Annotated in this window: 18 protein-coding genes and 1 riboswitch; of the genes, 5 read left to right on the forward strand and 13 right to left on the reverse strand. The window is 37.6% G+C overall.

What is annotated here, in order from left to right:
- Positions 1–5: 5 nt before the first annotated feature.
- From CSE16_RS16465 to metK, 4 genes are all read right to left on the reverse strand, one after another.
- Positions 6–320: an oligopeptide/dipeptide ABC transporter ATP-binding protein gene (locus CSE16_RS16465; RefSeq protein WP_099425863.1), complete on the reverse strand. Its 315-nt coding sequence runs from the start codon at positions 318–320 to the stop codon at positions 6–8.
- Positions 304–1,230, reverse strand: coding sequence for a dipeptidase (locus CSE16_RS16470; RefSeq protein ID WP_099424925.1), 927 nt, complete (start codon positions 1,228–1,230; stop codon positions 304–306). The genes CSE16_RS16465 and CSE16_RS16470 overlap by 17 nt, the downstream gene beginning before the upstream one ends.
- Positions 1,231–1,236: 6 nt before the next feature.
- Positions 1,237–2,259: an asparaginase gene (locus tag CSE16_RS16475; protein ID WP_099424926.1), complete on the reverse strand. Its 1,023-nt coding sequence runs from the start codon at positions 2,257–2,259 to the stop codon at positions 1,237–1,239.
- A 298-nt stretch (positions 2,260–2,557) separates the two neighbouring features.
- Positions 2,558–3,754: a methionine adenosyltransferase gene (metK, locus tag CSE16_RS16480; protein ID WP_099424927.1), complete on the reverse strand. Its 1,197-nt coding sequence runs from the start codon at positions 3,752–3,754 to the stop codon at positions 2,558–2,560.
- Positions 3,755–4,341: 587 nt separating this feature from the next.
- A riboswitch (SAM riboswitch) is annotated at positions 4,342–4,462 on the reverse strand.
- 203 nt (positions 4,463–4,665) lie between these two features.
- On the opposite strand from metK, the gene pckA reads away from it, so the two are divergent.
- Positions 4,666–6,252 carry a phosphoenolpyruvate carboxykinase (ATP) gene (gene pckA / locus CSE16_RS16485; protein WP_099424928.1) on the forward strand — a complete coding sequence of 529 codons (1,587 nt, stop codon included), beginning with the start codon at positions 4,666–4,668 and terminating at the stop codon, positions 6,250–6,252.
- A gap of 129 nt (positions 6,253–6,381) precedes the next feature.
- Here the strand turns inward: pckA and CSE16_RS16490 are convergent, their stop codons facing one another.
- The 3 genes from CSE16_RS16490 to CSE16_RS16500 form a co-directional block, all read right to left on the reverse strand.
- Positions 6,382–7,164 (reverse strand): alpha/beta hydrolase family protein, encoded by a 783-nt coding sequence (locus tag CSE16_RS16490; protein WP_099424929.1) that lies wholly within the window; start codon positions 7,162–7,164, stop codon positions 6,382–6,384.
- On the reverse strand, positions 7,148–7,615 hold the full coding sequence (locus CSE16_RS16495) for an NUDIX hydrolase (protein ID WP_099424930.1): 468 nt from the start codon (positions 7,613–7,615) through the stop codon (positions 7,148–7,150). Before CSE16_RS16495 ends, CSE16_RS16490 begins: the two co-directional genes overlap by 17 nt.
- A gap of 119 nt (positions 7,616–7,734) precedes the next feature.
- Positions 7,735–8,178 (reverse strand): Dps family protein, encoded by a 444-nt coding sequence (locus CSE16_RS16500; RefSeq protein ID WP_099424931.1) that lies wholly within the window; start codon positions 8,176–8,178, stop codon positions 7,735–7,737.
- Positions 8,179–8,493: 315 nt separating this feature from the next.
- On the opposite strand from CSE16_RS16500, the gene ytzI reads away from it, so the two are divergent.
- The 4 genes from ytzI (at position 8,494) to CSE16_RS16515 (ending at position 10,251) form a co-directional block, all read left to right on the forward strand.
- Entirely contained in the window at positions 8,494–8,646 is a 153-nt protein-coding gene (gene ytzI / locus CSE16_RS16505; protein WP_253896280.1) for a YtzI protein, read from the forward strand.
- A gap of 35 nt (positions 8,647–8,681) precedes the next feature.
- Positions 8,682–8,840: a hypothetical protein gene (locus tag CSE16_RS21600; protein WP_172954396.1), complete on the forward strand. Its 159-nt coding sequence runs from the start codon at positions 8,682–8,684 to the stop codon at positions 8,838–8,840.
- On the forward strand, positions 8,837–9,070 hold the full coding sequence (gene yidD, locus CSE16_RS16510) for a membrane protein insertion efficiency factor YidD (protein WP_099424933.1): 234 nt from the start codon (positions 8,837–8,839) through the stop codon (positions 9,068–9,070). Before CSE16_RS21600 ends, yidD begins: the two co-directional genes overlap by 4 nt.
- Positions 9,071–9,294: 224 nt before the next feature.
- Positions 9,295–10,251 (forward strand): metal ABC transporter solute-binding protein, Zn/Mn family, encoded by a 957-nt coding sequence (locus tag CSE16_RS16515; RefSeq protein WP_099424934.1) that lies wholly within the window; start codon positions 9,295–9,297, stop codon positions 10,249–10,251.
- Here CSE16_RS16515 and CSE16_RS16520 read toward each other — a convergent pair.
- From CSE16_RS16520 to CSE16_RS16545, 6 genes are all read right to left on the reverse strand, one after another.
- The gene (locus CSE16_RS16520; RefSeq protein WP_099424935.1) at positions 10,232–11,131 is read right to left on the reverse strand and encodes a transglutaminase domain-containing protein; all 900 of its coding nucleotides are present in this window, start codon (positions 11,129–11,131) and stop codon (positions 10,232–10,234) included. The genes CSE16_RS16515 and CSE16_RS16520 overlap by 20 nt on opposite strands.
- A 131-nt stretch (positions 11,132–11,262) precedes the next feature.
- Positions 11,263–12,699: an o-succinylbenzoate--CoA ligase gene (locus tag CSE16_RS16525; protein ID WP_099424936.1), complete on the reverse strand. Its 1,437-nt coding sequence runs from the start codon at positions 12,697–12,699 to the stop codon at positions 11,263–11,265.
- 160 nt (positions 12,700–12,859) lie between these two features.
- The gene (menB, locus tag CSE16_RS16530; RefSeq protein ID WP_099424937.1) at positions 12,860–13,684 is read right to left on the reverse strand and encodes a 1,4-dihydroxy-2-naphthoyl-CoA synthase; all 825 of its coding nucleotides are present in this window, start codon (positions 13,682–13,684) and stop codon (positions 12,860–12,862) included.
- Between the two features lie 20 nt (positions 13,685–13,704).
- The gene (gene menH / locus CSE16_RS16535; protein ID WP_099424938.1) at positions 13,705–14,523 is read right to left on the reverse strand and encodes a 2-succinyl-6-hydroxy-2,4-cyclohexadiene-1-carboxylate synthase; all 819 of its coding nucleotides are present in this window, start codon (positions 14,521–14,523) and stop codon (positions 13,705–13,707) included.
- The gene (gene menD / locus CSE16_RS16540; RefSeq protein WP_099424939.1) at positions 14,505–16,238 is read right to left on the reverse strand and encodes a 2-succinyl-5-enolpyruvyl-6-hydroxy-3-cyclohexene-1-carboxylic-acid synthase; all 1,734 of its coding nucleotides are present in this window, start codon (positions 16,236–16,238) and stop codon (positions 14,505–14,507) included. The genes menH and menD overlap by 19 nt, the downstream gene beginning before the upstream one ends.
- Complete coding sequence (locus CSE16_RS16545) at positions 16,231–17,613, reverse strand: isochorismate synthase (protein ID WP_099424940.1); 1,383 nt, start codon at positions 17,611–17,613, stop codon at positions 16,231–16,233. Before CSE16_RS16545 ends, menD begins: the two co-directional genes overlap by 8 nt.
- Between the last annotated feature and the right edge of the window lie 181 nt (positions 17,614–17,794).

Raw genomic sequence — 17,794 nt, forward strand, 5'->3', positions numbered from 1 at the left:
AAATTTTATTTTTTGTAATTTCCCTCTACAATATGACATGCAACCCAATGATTTGGTTTTGCTTCAAACCAATTTGGCTTTTGTTCACATTTATCAATCGCTACATGGCATCTCGTTCTAAATGGACAACCAACAGGTGGGTTAATAGGATTTGGTATATCACCTTCAAGAATGATTCGTTTACGACTCCGCTCTACTACTGGAATTGCAGAAAGTAATGCTTGTGTATACGGATGTAAAGGCGTTTCATATAATTCAGTTGAACCTGCTAACTCTACAAGATTACCTAAATATGTAATAACATTACTTCGGACAATGATTTAAAAAATTTTGATAAGCAAAACCTTTTACATCTTCCTCTGGATACAGCTTTAACATTTCATTGATTAAATTTTGTTGTTGAGCTGCTGTTTCAAGCCCACATACTTTTTCACTAATCCCATCAAAATCTGAACCTAGCCCAACCAGCTCCTTTCCACCTAATGAACAAATATGTTCTACATGATGTAATAAGTCTTTTATATTCACCACACCATTCTGTTTAATAAACGGGGGGTTATATACAATATGGATCGGGGCATTTTTTCGTATCATTGCTTGAATTTGAGCATCTGACAAATTACGTCGGTGATCACATAATGCTTTTGCATTTGAGTGCGTCGCTATAACATGATTTGCATGTTCAATTACATCCCAAAAACTTCTTTCACTTAAGTGAGAAACATCTGTAAAAATTTTATGTGCATTATTCAATTGAATGATCTCTCGCCCAAAACTTGTCACTCCTCGCGCTAAATCTTCTCCTACACCATCTGCCGCTTCGTTTGAAAAATTCCATGTTAATCCAATATTTAGAACGCCGAAATCTTTAAATAAATGCCATTTTTTTATATCGCCTTCAAAGAAATCTACCCCCTCTATCGTTATAAATGCTCCAATTTCATTTTCTTTTAGTTGCTCAATTTGAGACCATTTTTTTATATGGATAACATTATTTTCAGGACGAATGACGTATTCATTAAAATAATAGATTTGACGAAGGGCGCTTTTAATCTTTTCTTGCTTTGGTATGTTTGGAGAAATAAAAATAGCAAACGCCTGAACCTTTACATGACCAATACGTAAATTTTCTAAATTCGCATCTAATTCAACAGAATCCAGAAAATTCAGTTTTTTCGATTCAAACCTCGATAATACATCACAATGCAGATCAATAATAGGGTAGTTCAAACCTCATCACACTTCTTCCTTCACTGTCTTTGAAAGCTTAAAATTCACTTTTAATTTGCCGACAATTTCATTTCGGGCATTCAATACATTTGGAAGTGCATATTCAATTAGTTCGCTATATTCGTCGGTTGTAATTAAATCTAATTGTTTCAATACTTCCATTGCCACAGGATAGCTTGCACGTGAATTACCATCATCTATTTTTATTGCAATACCAAATTTTTTATCAATATGTCCTATACAATACACTCCTTCTGCACCGGCTTTTGCAATAAGCTTGCCACCACATATTCGCACTAAATCAGAACAAAAACGATTCGTTCCTCCAATCATTTCTGGTTCATTAATAATTGAATGAACCATCGTTTGAATAGCTTTTGTACGCTGTGGATCGTATTTCAAATTTGCCACTAAATTCGCATAACCAAGTGCAATATTATACATTGGTAAACAATGTACAGGGACACCACACCCATCAACCCCGAGTTGAATTTTTTCGATGGGATATTCGCATATGTCACTAATTGCATGTAAAATTCGTTGTTGGACCGGGTGATTCAACTCATAGTAATTTGCTATTTCTTCATTCAAAGCTTTTGCCGTTAATAGCATTCCCGTATGCTTCCCAGAACAATTATTATGTATTGGACTAAATTCCCTGTGTTCAATTAGCATATTTTCGTATGTTTTAATATGTCTTGGTGGGTGTACCCCACATTTCAACGCATTAATTTGTAAATCTGCCTTTTCTAAATTTTTCATAACTGTTTCAGTATGAAAATCTTCTCCACTATGAGAAGCACAAAATAACGAAATATCTTTAGATGCAAGATCATATTTTTCCATAATACCTGCTTCAATTGCGGGGATTATTTGAAAAAGTTTCATGGATGAACGGGCAAATATTTCTCTTTGACTTTCCCCAATTTGACTTATTATATTACCAAAATTATCAACAACTACAATAGATCCATAATGCTTTGACTCAATTATATTGCCTCTATAAACATGAACTAAATCTGTCGACATAACTCAATCCTCCATTCTATTTTACTCAACATTATAATTGTAATATTCAGATAAATCTACATTTTTCTAATTTTATACATTTCCTTCTTAAATTCTTCCTTTATATATGTTCATTTTTCATGGGGGATTAAACATTCTTTAAAAAGGCTTTCCCAAAGGGAAGTTTGAGCTTAAAATGTGTAAAACGCAAAATGCCGAAACGTTGATTTAACAACATTTCGGCATTTTCAAATTCAAGTAATTTTGTTGTAAAAGGGACTTATTAGATAGACCCTTAATCTCAAAGATTCTATCTTAATTATAGTCCTGCTCTTGCTTGTAATTCAGCTGCTTTATCTGTCTTTTCCCAAGAAACATCAAGATCTGTACGACCGAAGTGACCGTATGCCGCTGTTTGTTTGTAAATAGGTCGACGTAAATCAAGCATTTTAATAATGCCTGCTGGACGTAGGTCAAATAATTCACGTACCCACTCCACAATTTGGCTTTCTTCCACTTTCCCTGTGCCGAATGTATCGACAGCAATCGAAACTGGTTGTGCAACACCAATTGCATACGCAAGCTGAACTTCTGCACGATCAGCAAGTCCTGCTGCAACGATATTTTTTGCAACGTAACGTGCTGCATACGCTGCTGAACGGTCAACTTTTGTAGCATCCTTACCAGAGAATGCTCCACCACCGTGACGTGCATACCCACCATACGTATCTACAATAATTTTACGGCCTGTTAAACCTGCATCCCCTTTAGGTCCACCAATAACAAATCGACCTGTTGGATTAATGAAGTATTTTGTTGCATCATCTAATAATTCAGCTGGTACTACTGGTTGAATAACATGTGCCTTCATATCTGCTTGAATTTGCTCTAAAGTCGCTTCTTCATCATGCTGTGTTGAAATAACAATTGTATCTACACGTACTGGTTCGTTATTTTCATCATACTCGATTGTTACTTGCGTTTTACCATCTGGACGTAAATATGCAAGTTCGCCTGATTTTCGAACTTCTGCTAAACGACGTGCTAATTTATGTGCTAATGAAATTGGTAATGGCATAAGCTCTGGTGTTTCGTTACATGCATAACCAAACATTAAGCCTTGGTCACCCGCGCCAATCGCTTCTAATTCTTCATCTGTCATAGAGCCTTCACGTGCTTCTAGGGCTTGGTCAACACCTTGAGCTATGTCTGGAGATTGCTCACCAACAGCTACAAGAACCGCCAAGTTTTCAGCATCAAAGCCGTATTTACCGCGCGTATAGCCGATACCTGCTACTGTATCACGGATAATTCCCTTCATATCTACATACGTAGATGTTGTAATTTCACCAGAAACTAATACTAAGCCTGTTGTTACCGTAGTTTCACAAGCTACACGTGCATTCGGATCTGCTGCTAAAATAGCATCTAAAATAGCATCTGAAATTTGGTCACAAATTTTATCCGGATGCCCTTCTGTTACACTTTCTGATGTAAACAGTCGACGATTTTTCATTTCATTTCCTCCTAGGTCACTTTGCAAGTGTTTTGCTAATTTGATACGGTACTCGTTACCCATGTCCGTTTATAATTCAAATACGCCTCGGCGTATTTGCGTCCAGATTTTTTTCGAGCTCGCTCGTTGGGAGGATGTTAGCCTAAGTTCGTCGCGTCCATGCGACAACGGCTAACTGACCTGCATCACGCAGGCCTCCCTTAAAAATCTGTGACATCCACCGGGGCAATAACTTGATTCAGCCGGGGTTTGAAACCTACTGAATAAAATTGCAGATTTGGCATTCTTCCCACACTTATGGAAGTAGGGACTTCTGCTGAAACAAGTTAATTATAAACGCCAAGCTTTACTGCTTTAACACGAGGGTTTTGAAAGGTTGTTTGTTTATTTATGATTAAAATTCGATTTAATTTGTAAAATCATATTTGGCATGTTTACGATTCATTGCTACGGTTAAAACTCCGTTATCAAACGGTACAATTCCAATCCATATGAATCCGTAATGATCACCAAAATAAAAAAACCCTCCACTCACAAATTGCGTGTAACACGCGTGAGGAAAGGGGGATGTGTTTCGTTACCTTTCACTCTTATCGTTCAAGGGAAATTCCCCTTGCATCAGGTTGGCACCAACGCGTTACGTCATTACACGTATTGCAGGTTGCCGGGTTTCATAGGGCCTGACCCTCCACCAGCTCGGGATAAGAGTATCCGTTCAATTAAACATCTTACGTAAATATTATTTTAATGTCAACCAATTTTGTCCTGTTTCTAAACATTTACTATATTAGCAAAAAAAAAATTTCCTAATTAGTATAAATAATTGAAAGCAATGTGTTATACTATTTTTGAATTAACAAACAACTCCCCTCCACAAGGGAATACTTTGAAAAAAGGATGGTATTTAATCGATGAATTCGGTAGAAATTGCTAACGAGCTGAAAGAACTTTTAAACGGGGAAAATATTAATAATCAATTATCAGTACCACAATTAGTTGAAAAAGCTACATCACGTGGAGAAGCAACGTTAACTGTTGATGGTGCATTACGCGCTGAAACAGGTAAATATACTGGACGTTCTCCTAAAGATAAATATACAGTTGAAGAAGACAGCTCTAAAGATAAAATCGACTGGGGTAAAGTGAATCGTCCAATTTCATCTGAAGTGTTCGACAATCTTTATGTTAAAGTTGTTAATTACTTAAAAGAGCGCGATGAATTATTCGTATTTAACGGTTTTGCAGGTGCCGATAAAGCCTCTCAATTATCGATTAAAGTAATTAATGAATATGCTTGGCATAACCTTTTCTGCCATCAATTATTCATCCGCCCAACTGCAGAAGAACTTGCTTCTCACGTTGCTGATTTTACAATCGTATCTGCGCCAAACTTCAAAGCAGACCCTGCTGTTGATGGTACAGATTCAGAAACATTTATTATTACATCAATTGAGAAGAAAATCATTTTAATCGGTGGTACAGAGTACGCTGGCGAAATGAAAAAATCTATCTTTGGTATTATGAACTACTTACTACCTGAACAAGGTATTTTCCCAATGCACTGCTCTGCAAACGTTGGTGAAGAAGGCGACGTAGCTTTATTCTTCGGTTTATCAGGTACTGGTAAAACAACTTTATCTGCAGATGCTGACCGTAAATTAATCGGTGATGATGAGCATGGCTGGTCAGATAATGGTGTGTTCAATATTGAAGGTGGATGTTATGCAAAAACAATCAATCTTTCAGCTGAAAAAGAGCCTGAAATTTACAATGCGATTAAATTCGGTTCGGTTTTAGAAAACGTAGCGGTGGATCCAGAAACACGCGTATGTGACTACGACAACGGTTCATTAACTGAAAATACTCGTGTAGCATACCCAATTGATTATATTGACAATATCGTATTACCATCTGTTGCAGGTCACCCAAAAACAATCGTATTCTTAACTGCGGATGCATTCGGTGTGTTACCTCCAGTTTCTAAATTAACTAAAGAGCAAGCGATGTATCACTTCTTAAGTGGTTTCACTTCAAAATTAGCAGGTACAGAGCGTGGCGTTACTGAGCCAGAACCAGTATTCTCTACATGCTTCGGTTCTCCATTCTTACCACTACCTGCAACAGTTTATGCTGAGCAATTAGGTAAGAAAATTGATGAGCACGGTTCACAAGTATTTTTAGTTAACACTGGTTGGACTGGTGGCGAATATGGCGTAGGTAGCCGTATGAAGCTTTCTTATACACGTGCAATGGTACGTGCAGCAATCGAAGGCAAATTAAACGATGTTGAAACGATTCAAGACGCTGTATTTGGATTAAATATTCCAACAACTGTTGAAGGCGTTCCAACAGAAGTATTAAATCCTCGTGATGCATGGACAGATAAAGCGGCATATGATAAAAAAGCAGCTGATCTTGCTGGGTTATTCAAAAACAATTTCACTAAATTTGCAAATGTTGATGAATCAATCCAAACTAAAGGTGGCCCATTAGCTTAATTGCAAATCCACTAATTAACGACATAACGTTAAACTTTTAACTTAATTATATTTCATATCATAGAAAAGAAGGCTAATTCGTAAGTGTTTTTACTTACATATTAGCCTTCTTTTCATTTAACGCTTTTATCATTGATGAGATTTCATCCATTCACATAATTGTTTAACTGTTTCTCTGTTTAACTTTGGTGGATAATGGTGCTTTAAGCCAAATGAAAACCACGTTTCCACAGATTTTCCGTCACCCTTTAAATTTCTCTCTAATTGGTACGCATGCGCAATATCAACATGTGCATCTTCCGTACCATGAATAATCAAAACAGGGGCTTGAATTTGCTCGATTGCATAGAGGGGTGTCCTTTCCTCATACTGTTTAGGTACTTTATTTGGAGTCCCGCCAATAATGCGTTTTAACGCTCTCCGCATGTCCACTCTTTCCCAATAGGTAGCCGTCGCATCTGACACACCCGCCCACGTGACAACAGACTGGATATCATTTCGTATAATCGCTGTCCATAATACCATCAGCCCACCACGTGAGAATCCGTATAAGTGAACTTTATCTTTCATTATGAATTTCTTTAATACATCAACGCCAAAAACAGCATCATAGCGATCTTCACCGGCAAACTCATCTTTCCCTTCTCCTCCGCGGTTTCCACGGTAATATGGAGCAAAAACGACAAAGCCCTGTGCCGCAAATTGAGCAATGCGCGCTGGACGAACCATACCAATGGATTGTAAGCCTCCACGTAAATAAAGTAAGCCTTCATAATCTCCATGCTGCTTTGGACGTGCAAGTAATCCTTTTACACGTAGCCCTTGTGACCAATATGTAATTTCATCCAACCGGATTGCTGGATTAGGTGAGGGATAGTTTCGCACGGAAACAATTTTACCATTGCCTTTCATGATTTTTCACTTCCTGTAACATCATCTTCATCCCCGCATCGCGCATGTAAAAACTCAAATTAGGTTGCTGCCAAAGCTCAGCTTCTGAAAGCCATAACATGCCTTCCGTTTCGTAATCGCCAACAAAAGGGTCAATTTCTTTTACTTTTGCTGTAAACACCGCCTTACAAAACGGAATTTCGTCATGCACAATATAATAGGCAAACCATTTTACATCTTCAATTCGCACAGTTGCTTCTTCATAAACTTCTCGAACAGCTGCCTCTTGCAATGTTTCATCCGCTTCTTGCTTGCCACCAGGAAATTCGACACCACGGCGGTGATGAATCGTGCAAAGCCATTTCCCCTCATACTGCACAAGTACTAACACATGCTTTGGTTCCACTTCAAACGGTCCTTCATCAAATCTTAAATCAACTTGAAATCCATTTTCATCTGTAAATGTAAACATCGTTTCGCTCATCTCCTATTCTTTAGTAGTGTAGCGAACGATTGTCATACATTCAACTTAGAAAACAGCTTTCATTTGAGAATAGTGGGCTCTTTGGGCATCCCCTCATTAGAAAATACTCATTTCCCTAAAAATGCATTCAACATCCAAGCGTGCTTTTCTAAGCTTTGATAGTTGGCATTTAATAAGTCCTCTGTTCGATCATCTCCCTCTTCAGCGGCCGTTTCCATCGTTCTTTTCAATGCCTTCATAATGATTCGGAAATCTTCAATTGTTATTTTTACCATCTCTTCTGTGGATTCATCCCCTGTCGCTTCCTGAATGAGCGATAAGTTTAAATGCTCTTTTAACGTTGCGACGGGCTTGCCATTTTTAGATAAAATACGTTCTGCAATTTCATCTAAATTTAACGTCACTTCATTATAAAGCTCTTCAAATTTTTCATGTAATGTGAAAAAAGATGGCCCGTTTACATACCAGTGATAATTGTGTAATTTTGTGTAAAGGACAGACCAAGTTGCTACTAACTCATTTAACTCGTAATTTAATTCTGGTTTCGTCATTTTAATCACTCCATCTTTTTATATTAATACCTAATGATTAGAAAGATACAGCACGCAAAAAATTATTGGCGTTAATGTCCTTTCTACTGTGGATTACATTATCTGCTCACCCACTAAAATATATCATTTACCCAATATAATACCTCTATCGCACATTTTTGGTTGTGACAAATTGTTGACATTATTGAGCTATATATATTATTTCCTTTCTAATAAATTTCAAACATTCGAAATTCAACGTTTAGTCAAATTTAAAGCAAATTTTTTATTGTAAAATGGAGAGAGGTCTTCAACTAAGGAGTGAGTATTTTGTCTATGTCATTGGTTATTATCATTTGTTTATTAGTTGTCATCGTTATAACTGGGCTATTTCTGTTCGCTATTAATACAGGTTATCGTGTAAAGCATACAATTGATGAAATTTCCCATGGTCCTAATATTACCGAGAGCAAAAAAGACCAAAATTAATTGATTTCCTTTATTATATTAAATGAGGTGAAATGATGAGTTTACCAATCGTACTTATTATTATCGTTACAATTATGGGGATTTTTGCATTTGCTATTTTCTTCCTAGCTAAGAAAAATAATGTCTCTTTGAAACAAACCGTCGATGCAAATCCTGTACGTGCCTACAAAAATGGAGAGCAGGAAAAGAATTGAAAAAACTATTTGTTGGGCTCATTCGAATTTATCAAAAATATTTATCACCAATGAAGCCACCCTCTTGCCGCTTTCATCCTACATGTTCAAACTATGGTATCGAGGCAATGGAAAAGCATGGTGCGATAAAAGGATTCATCATGACCGTTATTCGCGTATTAAAATGCCAGCCCCTTCACCCAGGTGGTTTTGATCCGGTTCCAGATAAATGGCCTTCGAAAAAAGGGTGAATAATACTAATTATGCAATTACCTCAACAAATTTTATTGGATAATATTTCTATCCTTCAGTTTGAGGTTTCTATCCATATCATTGAAAATGAATAAAAAAACAGCAACCCATACTATTTTTGTATGGGTTGCTGTTTTTTTATTGTGTTTTGGGCAATCCTAATGTATGATTAAAAATGTCAAAACACAAATCGTAACAATTACTATTTAGGGAGTTTAAATCTATGAGAAAAATATTCGTTTTATTTTCGATTTTCGCTTTATTATTAACAGCTTGTAGCGCAGATGATTCGGCTACTCCAAATAATCAACCGACGGAAAATCAATTATCGGTTTATACAACGGTTTACCCATTGCAATACTTCACTGAGCGAATTGGTGGAGAGTTTGTCCAAGTTTCCTCTATATACCCTGTAGGAGCAAACGAGCATACATTTGAGCCAACGCAAAAGGATATGATGGCTTTAGCTGATGCCGACTTATTTTTCTACATTGGATTAGGTCTTGAAGGGTTTGTTGAAAACGCACAAAAATCATTGTCAAAAGAAGACGTTAAATTCGTTGCCACTGCCAAAAATGTTACGGAAGAACAGCTTGATATTTCGACTGGTCACCAACATGAAGAGGGAGAAGGTGATGAGGACCACGGACATCACGAAATTGATGCACATGTGTGGCTATCTCCAATCATTTCTCAAGAATTAGCACGTTCGATTAAAAATGAATTAGTCGCAGCACTACCTGAGCAAGAAGCGGTTTTTAATAAAAATTATGAACAGTTAGTGGGCGAATTAAACGATTTAAATAGTGAATTGGAGTCGAAGGCCGCGGCAACTTCGAAAAAGACATTTTTCGTATCACACGCAGCATTTGGTTATTTAGCTGGTCATTATGGTTTAACACAAGTACCAGTTGCAGGATTAAATTCGCAAAGTGAGCCTTCCCAGAAGGAATTAACGGCAATTGTTGATTTGGCAAAACAAGAAAACATTCATTATATTTTCTTCGAGCAAAATGTCTCGTCTAATTTAACAAAAATCATTCAAAAAGAATTGGGTGCAGAAACGTTAATATTACACAATTTAAGTGTCCTTACGAAAGAGGATGTCGCCAATAATGAAAATTACTTTACGCTCATGCGAAAAAATATGGACGCATTAACTAAAGCACTGTCGCATTAATCGACCATAAGGAAAAGACATTTTGACTTCGGTCAAAATGTCTTTTTGCATTGTATTTGGCTACTTTAAAATCTTTGTACTTCTCACTTTTTGCAGCGGGATATTCTTCTTTTTCCCAAAAGTGTGTTTTGGAAATTTGCTTGTCCGTTAACATAAAGTATTTATAGCGAACCTCATCATTTTTGTTTCCAATAGGGTCATTCCATGTTGGATCCACATGATACCAATTACCGTCTACATTGACTAAAATCCACGCATGACGTTCATTATCGGAATAGCCTTTGACGTATTTAGCATCTATGTTTAATTCTTCTAGCATTTTATACATGAGCAATGCATAAGCCTGACAAACGCCCTTTTGCTCCGTTAAAAATGTATAGGTCGTATATTGACTATTTTTTGTTTTACTTGAATAGCTACCGTTCAAAACAATATAATCATGGACGGCTTTCACCTTTTCAAACTCCGTCGCACCTTTTTTAATAATTTTCGGTAAAATTTTATCCACTTCAGCATTAACATACATTTCTTTTGCCTGATCCGTCAAATAAGTCAGCTCAAAGGAAATCGTCCCTTTATTCCCGACGGACTTCATTGTCACTTGCCATTTGGAAGTGTTTTCGTAAATATATTGATTCTCTTTTCTAATATCATCCATCGTTTTTTTTATTAATGTCTTTAATTTTGAAAAATCCCCATCATAAGAAAGTGTAAAGTTTTTATTATAATTTCCCATTTGATTCAAAATATCTTCTTTTAATGTTTTCTCAGTAGAAACTTGCTCTGCGTACGCTACATTTGTCCAATTAAATCCAAACGTGGTCAGTAATGTACTAAAGAGTAATAAAGTTATTAATAATAAACGTACTATATTTTTCATAATGGGGGACCTCCAAATGTTTTATATTAGTCGTTTTTACGATTCACTTCTATAATTGAAATCATTGGTTTTTTAATAGTTTTATACTATACCTTGGTTTTATTTAATAAACTATTTTATTTCATTAATTTTCAATCGTCGAGAAGTTGACTTAAATTTCTTCTAACCAATTTACTCGAACCATTCCGTGGTAATTCATTTACAAAATAAATACTTTTCGGTATTTTATAGTTCGCAAGACTTAATTTACAAAAGTCGATTATTTCCTGCTCCGTTACTTCATTTTTCTTTACAACAAAAGCGATTGGTACTTGCCCCCATTTTTCATGACGAATACCACAAACCCCCGCTTCTTTTATCGAAGGATGTGCTAAAAGGCCATTTTCAATTTCAGCTGGATAAATATTTTCACCGCCTGAAATGATTAAATCCGCGCGTCGATCCACCACATACAAATAACCTTCATCATCTAAATAGCCCAAATCTCCCGTATGCAACCAACCATCTACGGTAGTTGGGGTATCTTTATATTTTCCGATATAACGCGGGGTAACATGAGGGCCTCGAACGACGATTTCACCAATTTTTTCACCCTGTTGTTTAGCAATTTGAATTTGATTAAAAAACAGAGGTTTCCCAGCTGAACCGAGGTGCCTCAATGCATCTTCATTCGCTAATGTTGCCGTTTGAGAGGCAGTTTCCGTCATCCCATATGTTTGCGCAACAGGCATTTCTAATTTACTCGCACGTTTTAAATAATCCACTGGCACTGGTCCGCCCCCCGCAAGCATCGTCGTAAATTGGGGGTTCGCTTTTTTATTTTGCTGCTCCATCTCTGTTAATATCGTTTCTAACGTCACAGCAACGACCGACATTTTCGTAACGGTACCTTGGATAATTTCTTCTGCACATTGCTTGCCATCAAATTTTTCATATAAACGTATTTTCATTCCATATAATAATGACCTCACTACAATTGAAAAACCACTTATATGAAAAATCGGTACGGAACAAAGCCATGTATCTTGCTCTTTTATGCCTAAATTTAATGCGGAACTAATTGCACTCGCACTATGATTTCCAACAGTTTGGCAAACTCCTTTTGGAAAACCTGTCGTTCCAGACGTATACATAATGGTCATTGCAAACTGCTCGTCCCATTCCTGTGCGATTTCAAAAGGTTGCTCTTGTTTTTTCGCAAGCTGTGAAAAGCGAATAATCCGCGCATCTGGTTTGAGCTTTAAAAGGTCATCATCATGGACTAAAATCGCATCTACATCGGCATCTTCAATTTGATACACCAACTCTTGCTTAGAAAGGCGACTATTTAACATGACCATTTCACATTGCGCTTGCATGCAGCTATAAATTACTTGGATAAGCTGTGGGGTAGATGGTGCTAAAATCGCAACCCTTTTTCCGTTTATTAATCCGTAAGCATTTAATTGATACGCCATTTTTACTGATTGCTCATACAGTTCTTGAAATGTCCATTGTTGCTGGTGAAAACTTAAGGCAATTCGGTTCGGTGTTAAATATGCGCGTTGTTTGATCCAATTTGGCTGCATTGTTTTCCTCAACTTTCCTATTTGAACAGCATCACTCTATTTATATTCATTTGTGTAGATGCCCATTCATTATATTAATTTTTTACATAACCTTTACGTTCTATTCCACAAGAAAAGAGCACACAAATTGTATGCTCTTTTTGTGATGAATGCTTATCCATCAAGGGAAACGCGGGAATTGACCGAAGTCTGGTTGACGCTTTTCCTTGAATGCGTCACGACCTTCTTTTGCTTCATCCGTTGTATAGTATAATAATGTCGCGTCACCAGCTAATTGCTGGATACCTGCTAAACCATCTGTATCTGCGTTCATTGCAGCTTTTAAGAAGCGTAGTGCCGTTGGTGACATTTGAAGCATTTCTTCACACCATTTTACAGTTTCATCTTCTAATTGCTCATATGGTACAACTGTATTGACTAAGCCCATATCTAGTGCTTCCTGTGCATCATATTGACGGCATAAGTACCAAATTTCACGTGCTTTTTTATGACCAACGATACGAGCTAAATAGCCTGAACCGTAACCAGCGTCGAATGAACCTACTTTTGGACCTGTTTGTCCGAAACGAGCATTTTCAGCAGCAATTGTTAAATCACATACAACATGTAATACGTGACCACCGCCGATTGCATAACCTGCAACCATCGCAACTACTGGCTTTGGAATTTTACGGATTAACGTTTGTAAATCTAAAACATTTAAACGAGGAATGTTATCTTCGCCTACATAGCCTCCGTTACCGCGAACTTTTTGGTCGCCGCCTGAGCAGAATGCATGTTCGCCTTCACCTGTTAAAATAATTGTACCTACGCGCTCATCATCGCGAGCACGCGTAAATGCATCGATCATTTCCGCTGTTGTTTTTGGGCGGAAAGCGTTGCGTACTTCTGGACGGTTAATCGTTATTTTTGCGATGCCGTTATAAAACTCATACTTAATGTCTTCATACGTATGTAATGAAGTCCATAAACGTTGCTTAGTCATCGTAATTTCCCCTTACTCATTTAAATTTGTGAAATCGTTTCCTTTACTATTGTAGCAAACTTTGTCGGATTTTCCACATGAATTGCATGTCCAACTGCTGGGACAATAATATGATTTACTTTTGGAAGATGCTGTTGCATTTGTTCATTTAACGTTATAAATTTCTTATCCAATTCACCAGTAATTAACGTAACAGGCATTGTAATCTGTTGCAATTGATTCCAAAGTGCTGGCATAACACCTGTACCCATCCCGCGTAAACTATTCGCTAAGCCTATTTCTCGTTGCATCATTCGTTCATTTCGTATTTCTGCTTGAATGATTTGTGGTAAATTCTTTTGTGAGGCAAAAAGGGGGATATTCTCCCACTTCTCAATAAATGATTGCAAACCATTCTGAGCAATTTTATCCGCTAATGCATCATCCGCATTTTTTCGAGCCAGACGTTCTGCCTGTCCTTCAAGTCCAGGTGATGCACTTTCTAGAATAAGCTGAGTGACTCGCTTAGGGAAACGCGCAGTATAACTTAATGCAACACGTCCCCCCATCGAATAACCGACAAGTGTGAATGCCTGAATAGCTAGCTGCTCAAATAGGTCCTCTAGCAATTGAATTTGCACTTCCATTGAATAGGCATCCATTGTTTGTGGCGCTGTACTTTGACCATGTCCGATTAAATCAATTGCAATGATTTTCACTGAAGCAGGTAGTTCCTTTACAACATGTTGCCATGTTTTCGTACTACCTGTAAAACCATGTAAAAGTACCAGCGTTTTTTTTGCTAGTTCATTATAAATTTCCACATGAACCGATTGCTCATTTACAGTGACTCGAGCCATTCATTTAGCACCTCTTGAATGCGGCTCCATAATGCACGATGTTCCTTGACATTATCTGCCCGATTCGTAAATCCTTCAATAATTTTCACAGCACTTTGTTTTGGTTCCTGTAGTGCTGTGACAAGTTCTTCGACGTTCGATGCCTTCTTATAATCAAATTCGTACATGTCCGCAACTTGTTCGAATGTAAGTGCTGTTGGCGTACCGAATAACTGCTCATAATGCGCTTCCACCGATGCTTGTGGTAAGTAGGAGAAGATGCCTCCACCGTCATTATTCATTACAATAACCGTCAAATCACATGATTGATAACGCGTGGCAATAAAAGCATTCAGATCATGTAAAAATGCTAAATCCCCGATTAATAGATACGTTTGACGCTGTGGTCGCCCCTTGCTAAATCCAAGCGCTGTTGACATCACACCGTCAATACCATTTGTCCCCCGATTCGCAAACACTTGTAAATCTTTTTGAGAAGTTGTCAAAAACGTATCCAAATCACGAATTGGCATACTACTACTCACGAATAAATCAGCTTCATTCGGTAAGTTTTCGAGCATCGCCTGCACCATTGCCCCTTCATCCGTCGCATTATTTGCATATTTTTCAATGACATCTAATGCGAGCAAATCAGCCATTTTCCAAAATTGTGCAAACGGAACCTCTGTTAATCGATTATCAATCGTCATGTCAGCTAACCATTGTCCAACAAGCCCGTGAATAAAATGGGTAGAAACATGTGTTGAGTCACGGTATATTGGATCTTCGTCAATAATGACATAGCTTTGTGGCATTGCCTGTTCAATAAATTTCATTAAAAACTTCGATACAGGCTGTGCACCAAAGCGAATGACCGTTTGTGGTGTGACATTGCGTTTAAATCGCTCGTTTTTCAATAATGCATCATATGTAGAAATCGCGTAAAGCTGGCAGTCTTCAGGTACTTCTGTTCGTAAATTTGATAAGCTTTCAATCAAGACAGGCCATTGTACTTTGCGAACGAAATCCCATAAGTAAGACGTATCTGTCCCAAGTGGCAATTCCCCAACAATAATCATCCCTGTACGCGTTTGATTAATAACTTGTGATAATTCTGAAATCGCTATTTTTGAAGGAGCTAACTCACTAATAAAGCTGCGAGTAAATATTGATTTAGGTAAATTTTCTTGAAAATCAATTAATAATGGTTCACGGAACGGGATATTGAGATGAACCGGTCCATAAGGGGCAGTCATCGCAATATTAACCGCGCGCACTGTATGTCGCTCAATAAATGGCAATGTTTGAGGTGCATCATCTGGAATTGGAAATTCTACCGACCATTTTACATTTTCACCATATATACGCACTTGATTAATCGTTTGCGGTGCGCCAACCTCACGTAATTCATGCGGACGATCCGCCGTTAAAATGATCAGTGGAATACGAGCATATTTTGCCTCTATAATCGCTGGGTAGTAATTTGCTGCGGCCGTGCCAGAAGTACATAAAAGTACTACTGGCTCCGCTGTTGATTTTGCTAATCCTAGCGCATAAAAGGATGCCGCACGTTCATCAACTTGTCGATGCAATTGTAACGCTTCTGTTGATGCAAATGCATAAGCAAGTGGTGTTGAGCGTGATCCAGGACTAACAACCACATTTTTAACACCTGCTTGTACAAGCGTTGCGACAATTTTATAAACATAATTTGTTAATATTTCACGTTCATTCATGTAATTGTCCCCCTAAAGCTCGTAACATTGGACGGAACTTCACGAGCGTTTCGTCATACTCTGAAGCGGCTTCAGAATCCTCTACAATGCCGCCCCCTGCATATAAATAAGCCTTGTCCTTCACTAACGTAGCCGAACGAATTGCAACGGCAAACTCTCCGTTTCCATCGGCGTCCAACCAGCCAATTGGAGCTGCATAAAGCCCGCGATTCATTGGCTCATATTTTCGAATCATTTCGAGCGCTTGAATTCTCGGAACACCACCTAGAGCAGGGGTTGGGTGCAAATGCTTTACTAATTGTAAAATTGTCGCATCCTCATGTAACTTACCTTCCACTGGCGTATATAAATGCTGAATATCTCTTATTTTTAATAATTTTGGACCGTTTGGCACTTTTACCTCTGAGCAATTTTTTTCGAATGTTTCTGTAATCATTTCCACTACATAATGATGCTCACCACGGTTTTTCGTATCATTTAATAAGCTTTGTCCAAGCGCATCATCTTCTTCTACTGTTTGGCCGCGCTTAATTGAACCTGCAATACAAGAAGAATAAGCTTTACCGTTTTCTACTTTAACTAATCGTTCAGGAGATGCCCCGTAAAATAGCATATCCTGATGCTCCAATCCAAATAAATAGCTCTCAGGCTGTTCATTTACAACACGCGATAAAATTTGAGGAGATGATATGGCTTGATCAAATTGCAACGCTAATGAACGTGCAATAACAACCTTTTGTGCCTCTTTCGCTTTAATCAAATCCGTTACTTGATCAATTGATTGTAAATACGCTTCTTTATGAGGTTCCTCATAGCTAATCATTAAAGGCTTCGAATACGTTTTAACTTCATTCATCTGTACTGCATGAATGAATTCATCACGCTCTTTTCGTAAATTTCCCAAAATCGATTCACTATTTTTGTCGTCTGTAATTAAATGAATCGTTACATACACTTTGTCATTACGAATGACTAGTTGATGCGTGGCCACTGTAAAATAGCTTTGAGGAAAACTTGTCCATTCCCCGGATACTTCATTTTTTGGATCGAACGTAAAGCCACCAAATAAAATTGGCTGTAATTCATGTTCTACTTGAACAATTTGGTTCGTCAATTTTTTCCATTCACACTCTACTTGATCGAAACGATTATCTCCATCGTTATTTTCGATTACATAAGCATGTCCTAAGCCAACTAATGTAAACGTTTTTTCACGATTTTGCCAATAAAATCGACGTTTCCCGTAAAGCGATTCACCCGCCGTAAAAAAAGCCAACGCGGATAAATGGCTCACCTCTATTGTTTCCATATAAAAACTTCGCTTCGAATTTAAGCCTACTTCTATCTCAGTGGCATTGTACCACTTGTGTTGCATGAAAATTCCCTCCGTCACGTTGCATATTCACTAAGTTTGTTAGTTCATTATTTTCATCAATTTATTCACTTATTTACGTTCGCCCTGTAAATAATGTCCTTCTTATCATACCATTTTTCAATCAAAGGTTGTATGTATAAGCTATTGCCCTATTCATTTTGTTTTCTTTCGTTTAAAATAG

This window comes from Solibacillus sp. R5-41 (assembly GCF_002736105.1).
Lineage (GTDB): Bacteria > Bacillota > Bacilli > Bacillales_A > Planococcaceae > Solibacillus.

Excerpts from the sequence above, each read along its gene's own strand:
- CSE16_RS16525 (WP_099424936.1), bottom strand. The coding sequence starts at position 12,699 with ATGCAGCCAAATTGGATCAAACAACGCGCATATTTAACACCGAACCGA.
- CSE16_RS21600 (WP_172954396.1), top strand. The coding sequence starts at position 8,682 with ATGAGTTTACCAATCGTACTTATTATTATCGTTACAATTATGGGGATT.
- CSE16_RS16490 (WP_099424929.1), bottom strand. The coding sequence starts at position 7,164 with ATGAAAGGCAATGGTAAAATTGTTTCCGTGCGAAACTATCCCTCACCT.
- pckA (WP_099424928.1), top strand. The coding sequence starts at position 4,666 with ATGAATTCGGTAGAAATTGCTAACGAGCTGAAAGAACTTTTAAACGGG.
- menB (WP_099424937.1), bottom strand. The coding sequence starts at position 13,684 with ATGACTAAGCAACGTTTATGGACTTCATTACATACGTATGAAGACATT.
- CSE16_RS16515 (WP_099424934.1), top strand. The coding sequence starts at position 9,295 with ATGAGAAAAATATTCGTTTTATTTTCGATTTTCGCTTTATTATTAACA.
- ytzI (WP_253896280.1), top strand. The coding sequence starts at position 8,494 with ATGTCATTGGTTATTATCATTTGTTTATTAGTTGTCATCGTTATAACT.
- metK (WP_099424927.1), bottom strand. The coding sequence starts at position 3,754 with ATGAAAAATCGTCGACTGTTTACATCAGAAAGTGTAACAGAAGGGCAT.
- CSE16_RS16500 (WP_099424931.1), bottom strand. The coding sequence starts at position 8,178 with ATGACGAAACCAGAATTAAATTACGAGTTAAATGAGTTAGTAGCAACT.
- CSE16_RS16475 (WP_099424926.1), bottom strand. The coding sequence starts at position 2,259 with ATGTCGACAGATTTAGTTCATGTTTATAGAGGCAATATAATTGAGTCA.
- CSE16_RS16520 (WP_099424935.1), bottom strand. The coding sequence starts at position 11,131 with ATGAAAAATATAGTACGTTTATTATTAATAACTTTATTACTCTTTAGT.
- menD (WP_099424939.1), bottom strand. The coding sequence starts at position 16,238 with ATGAATGAACGTGAAATATTAACAAATTATGTTTATAAAATTGTCGCA.
- CSE16_RS16545 (WP_099424940.1), bottom strand. The coding sequence starts at position 17,613 with ATGCAACACAAGTGGTACAATGCCACTGAGATAGAAGTAGGCTTAAAT.
- menH (WP_099424938.1), bottom strand. The coding sequence starts at position 14,523 with ATGGCTCGAGTCACTGTAAATGAGCAATCGGTTCATGTGGAAATTTAT.
- CSE16_RS16495 (WP_099424930.1), bottom strand. The coding sequence starts at position 7,615 with ATGTTTACATTTACAGATGAAAATGGATTTCAAGTTGATTTAAGATTT.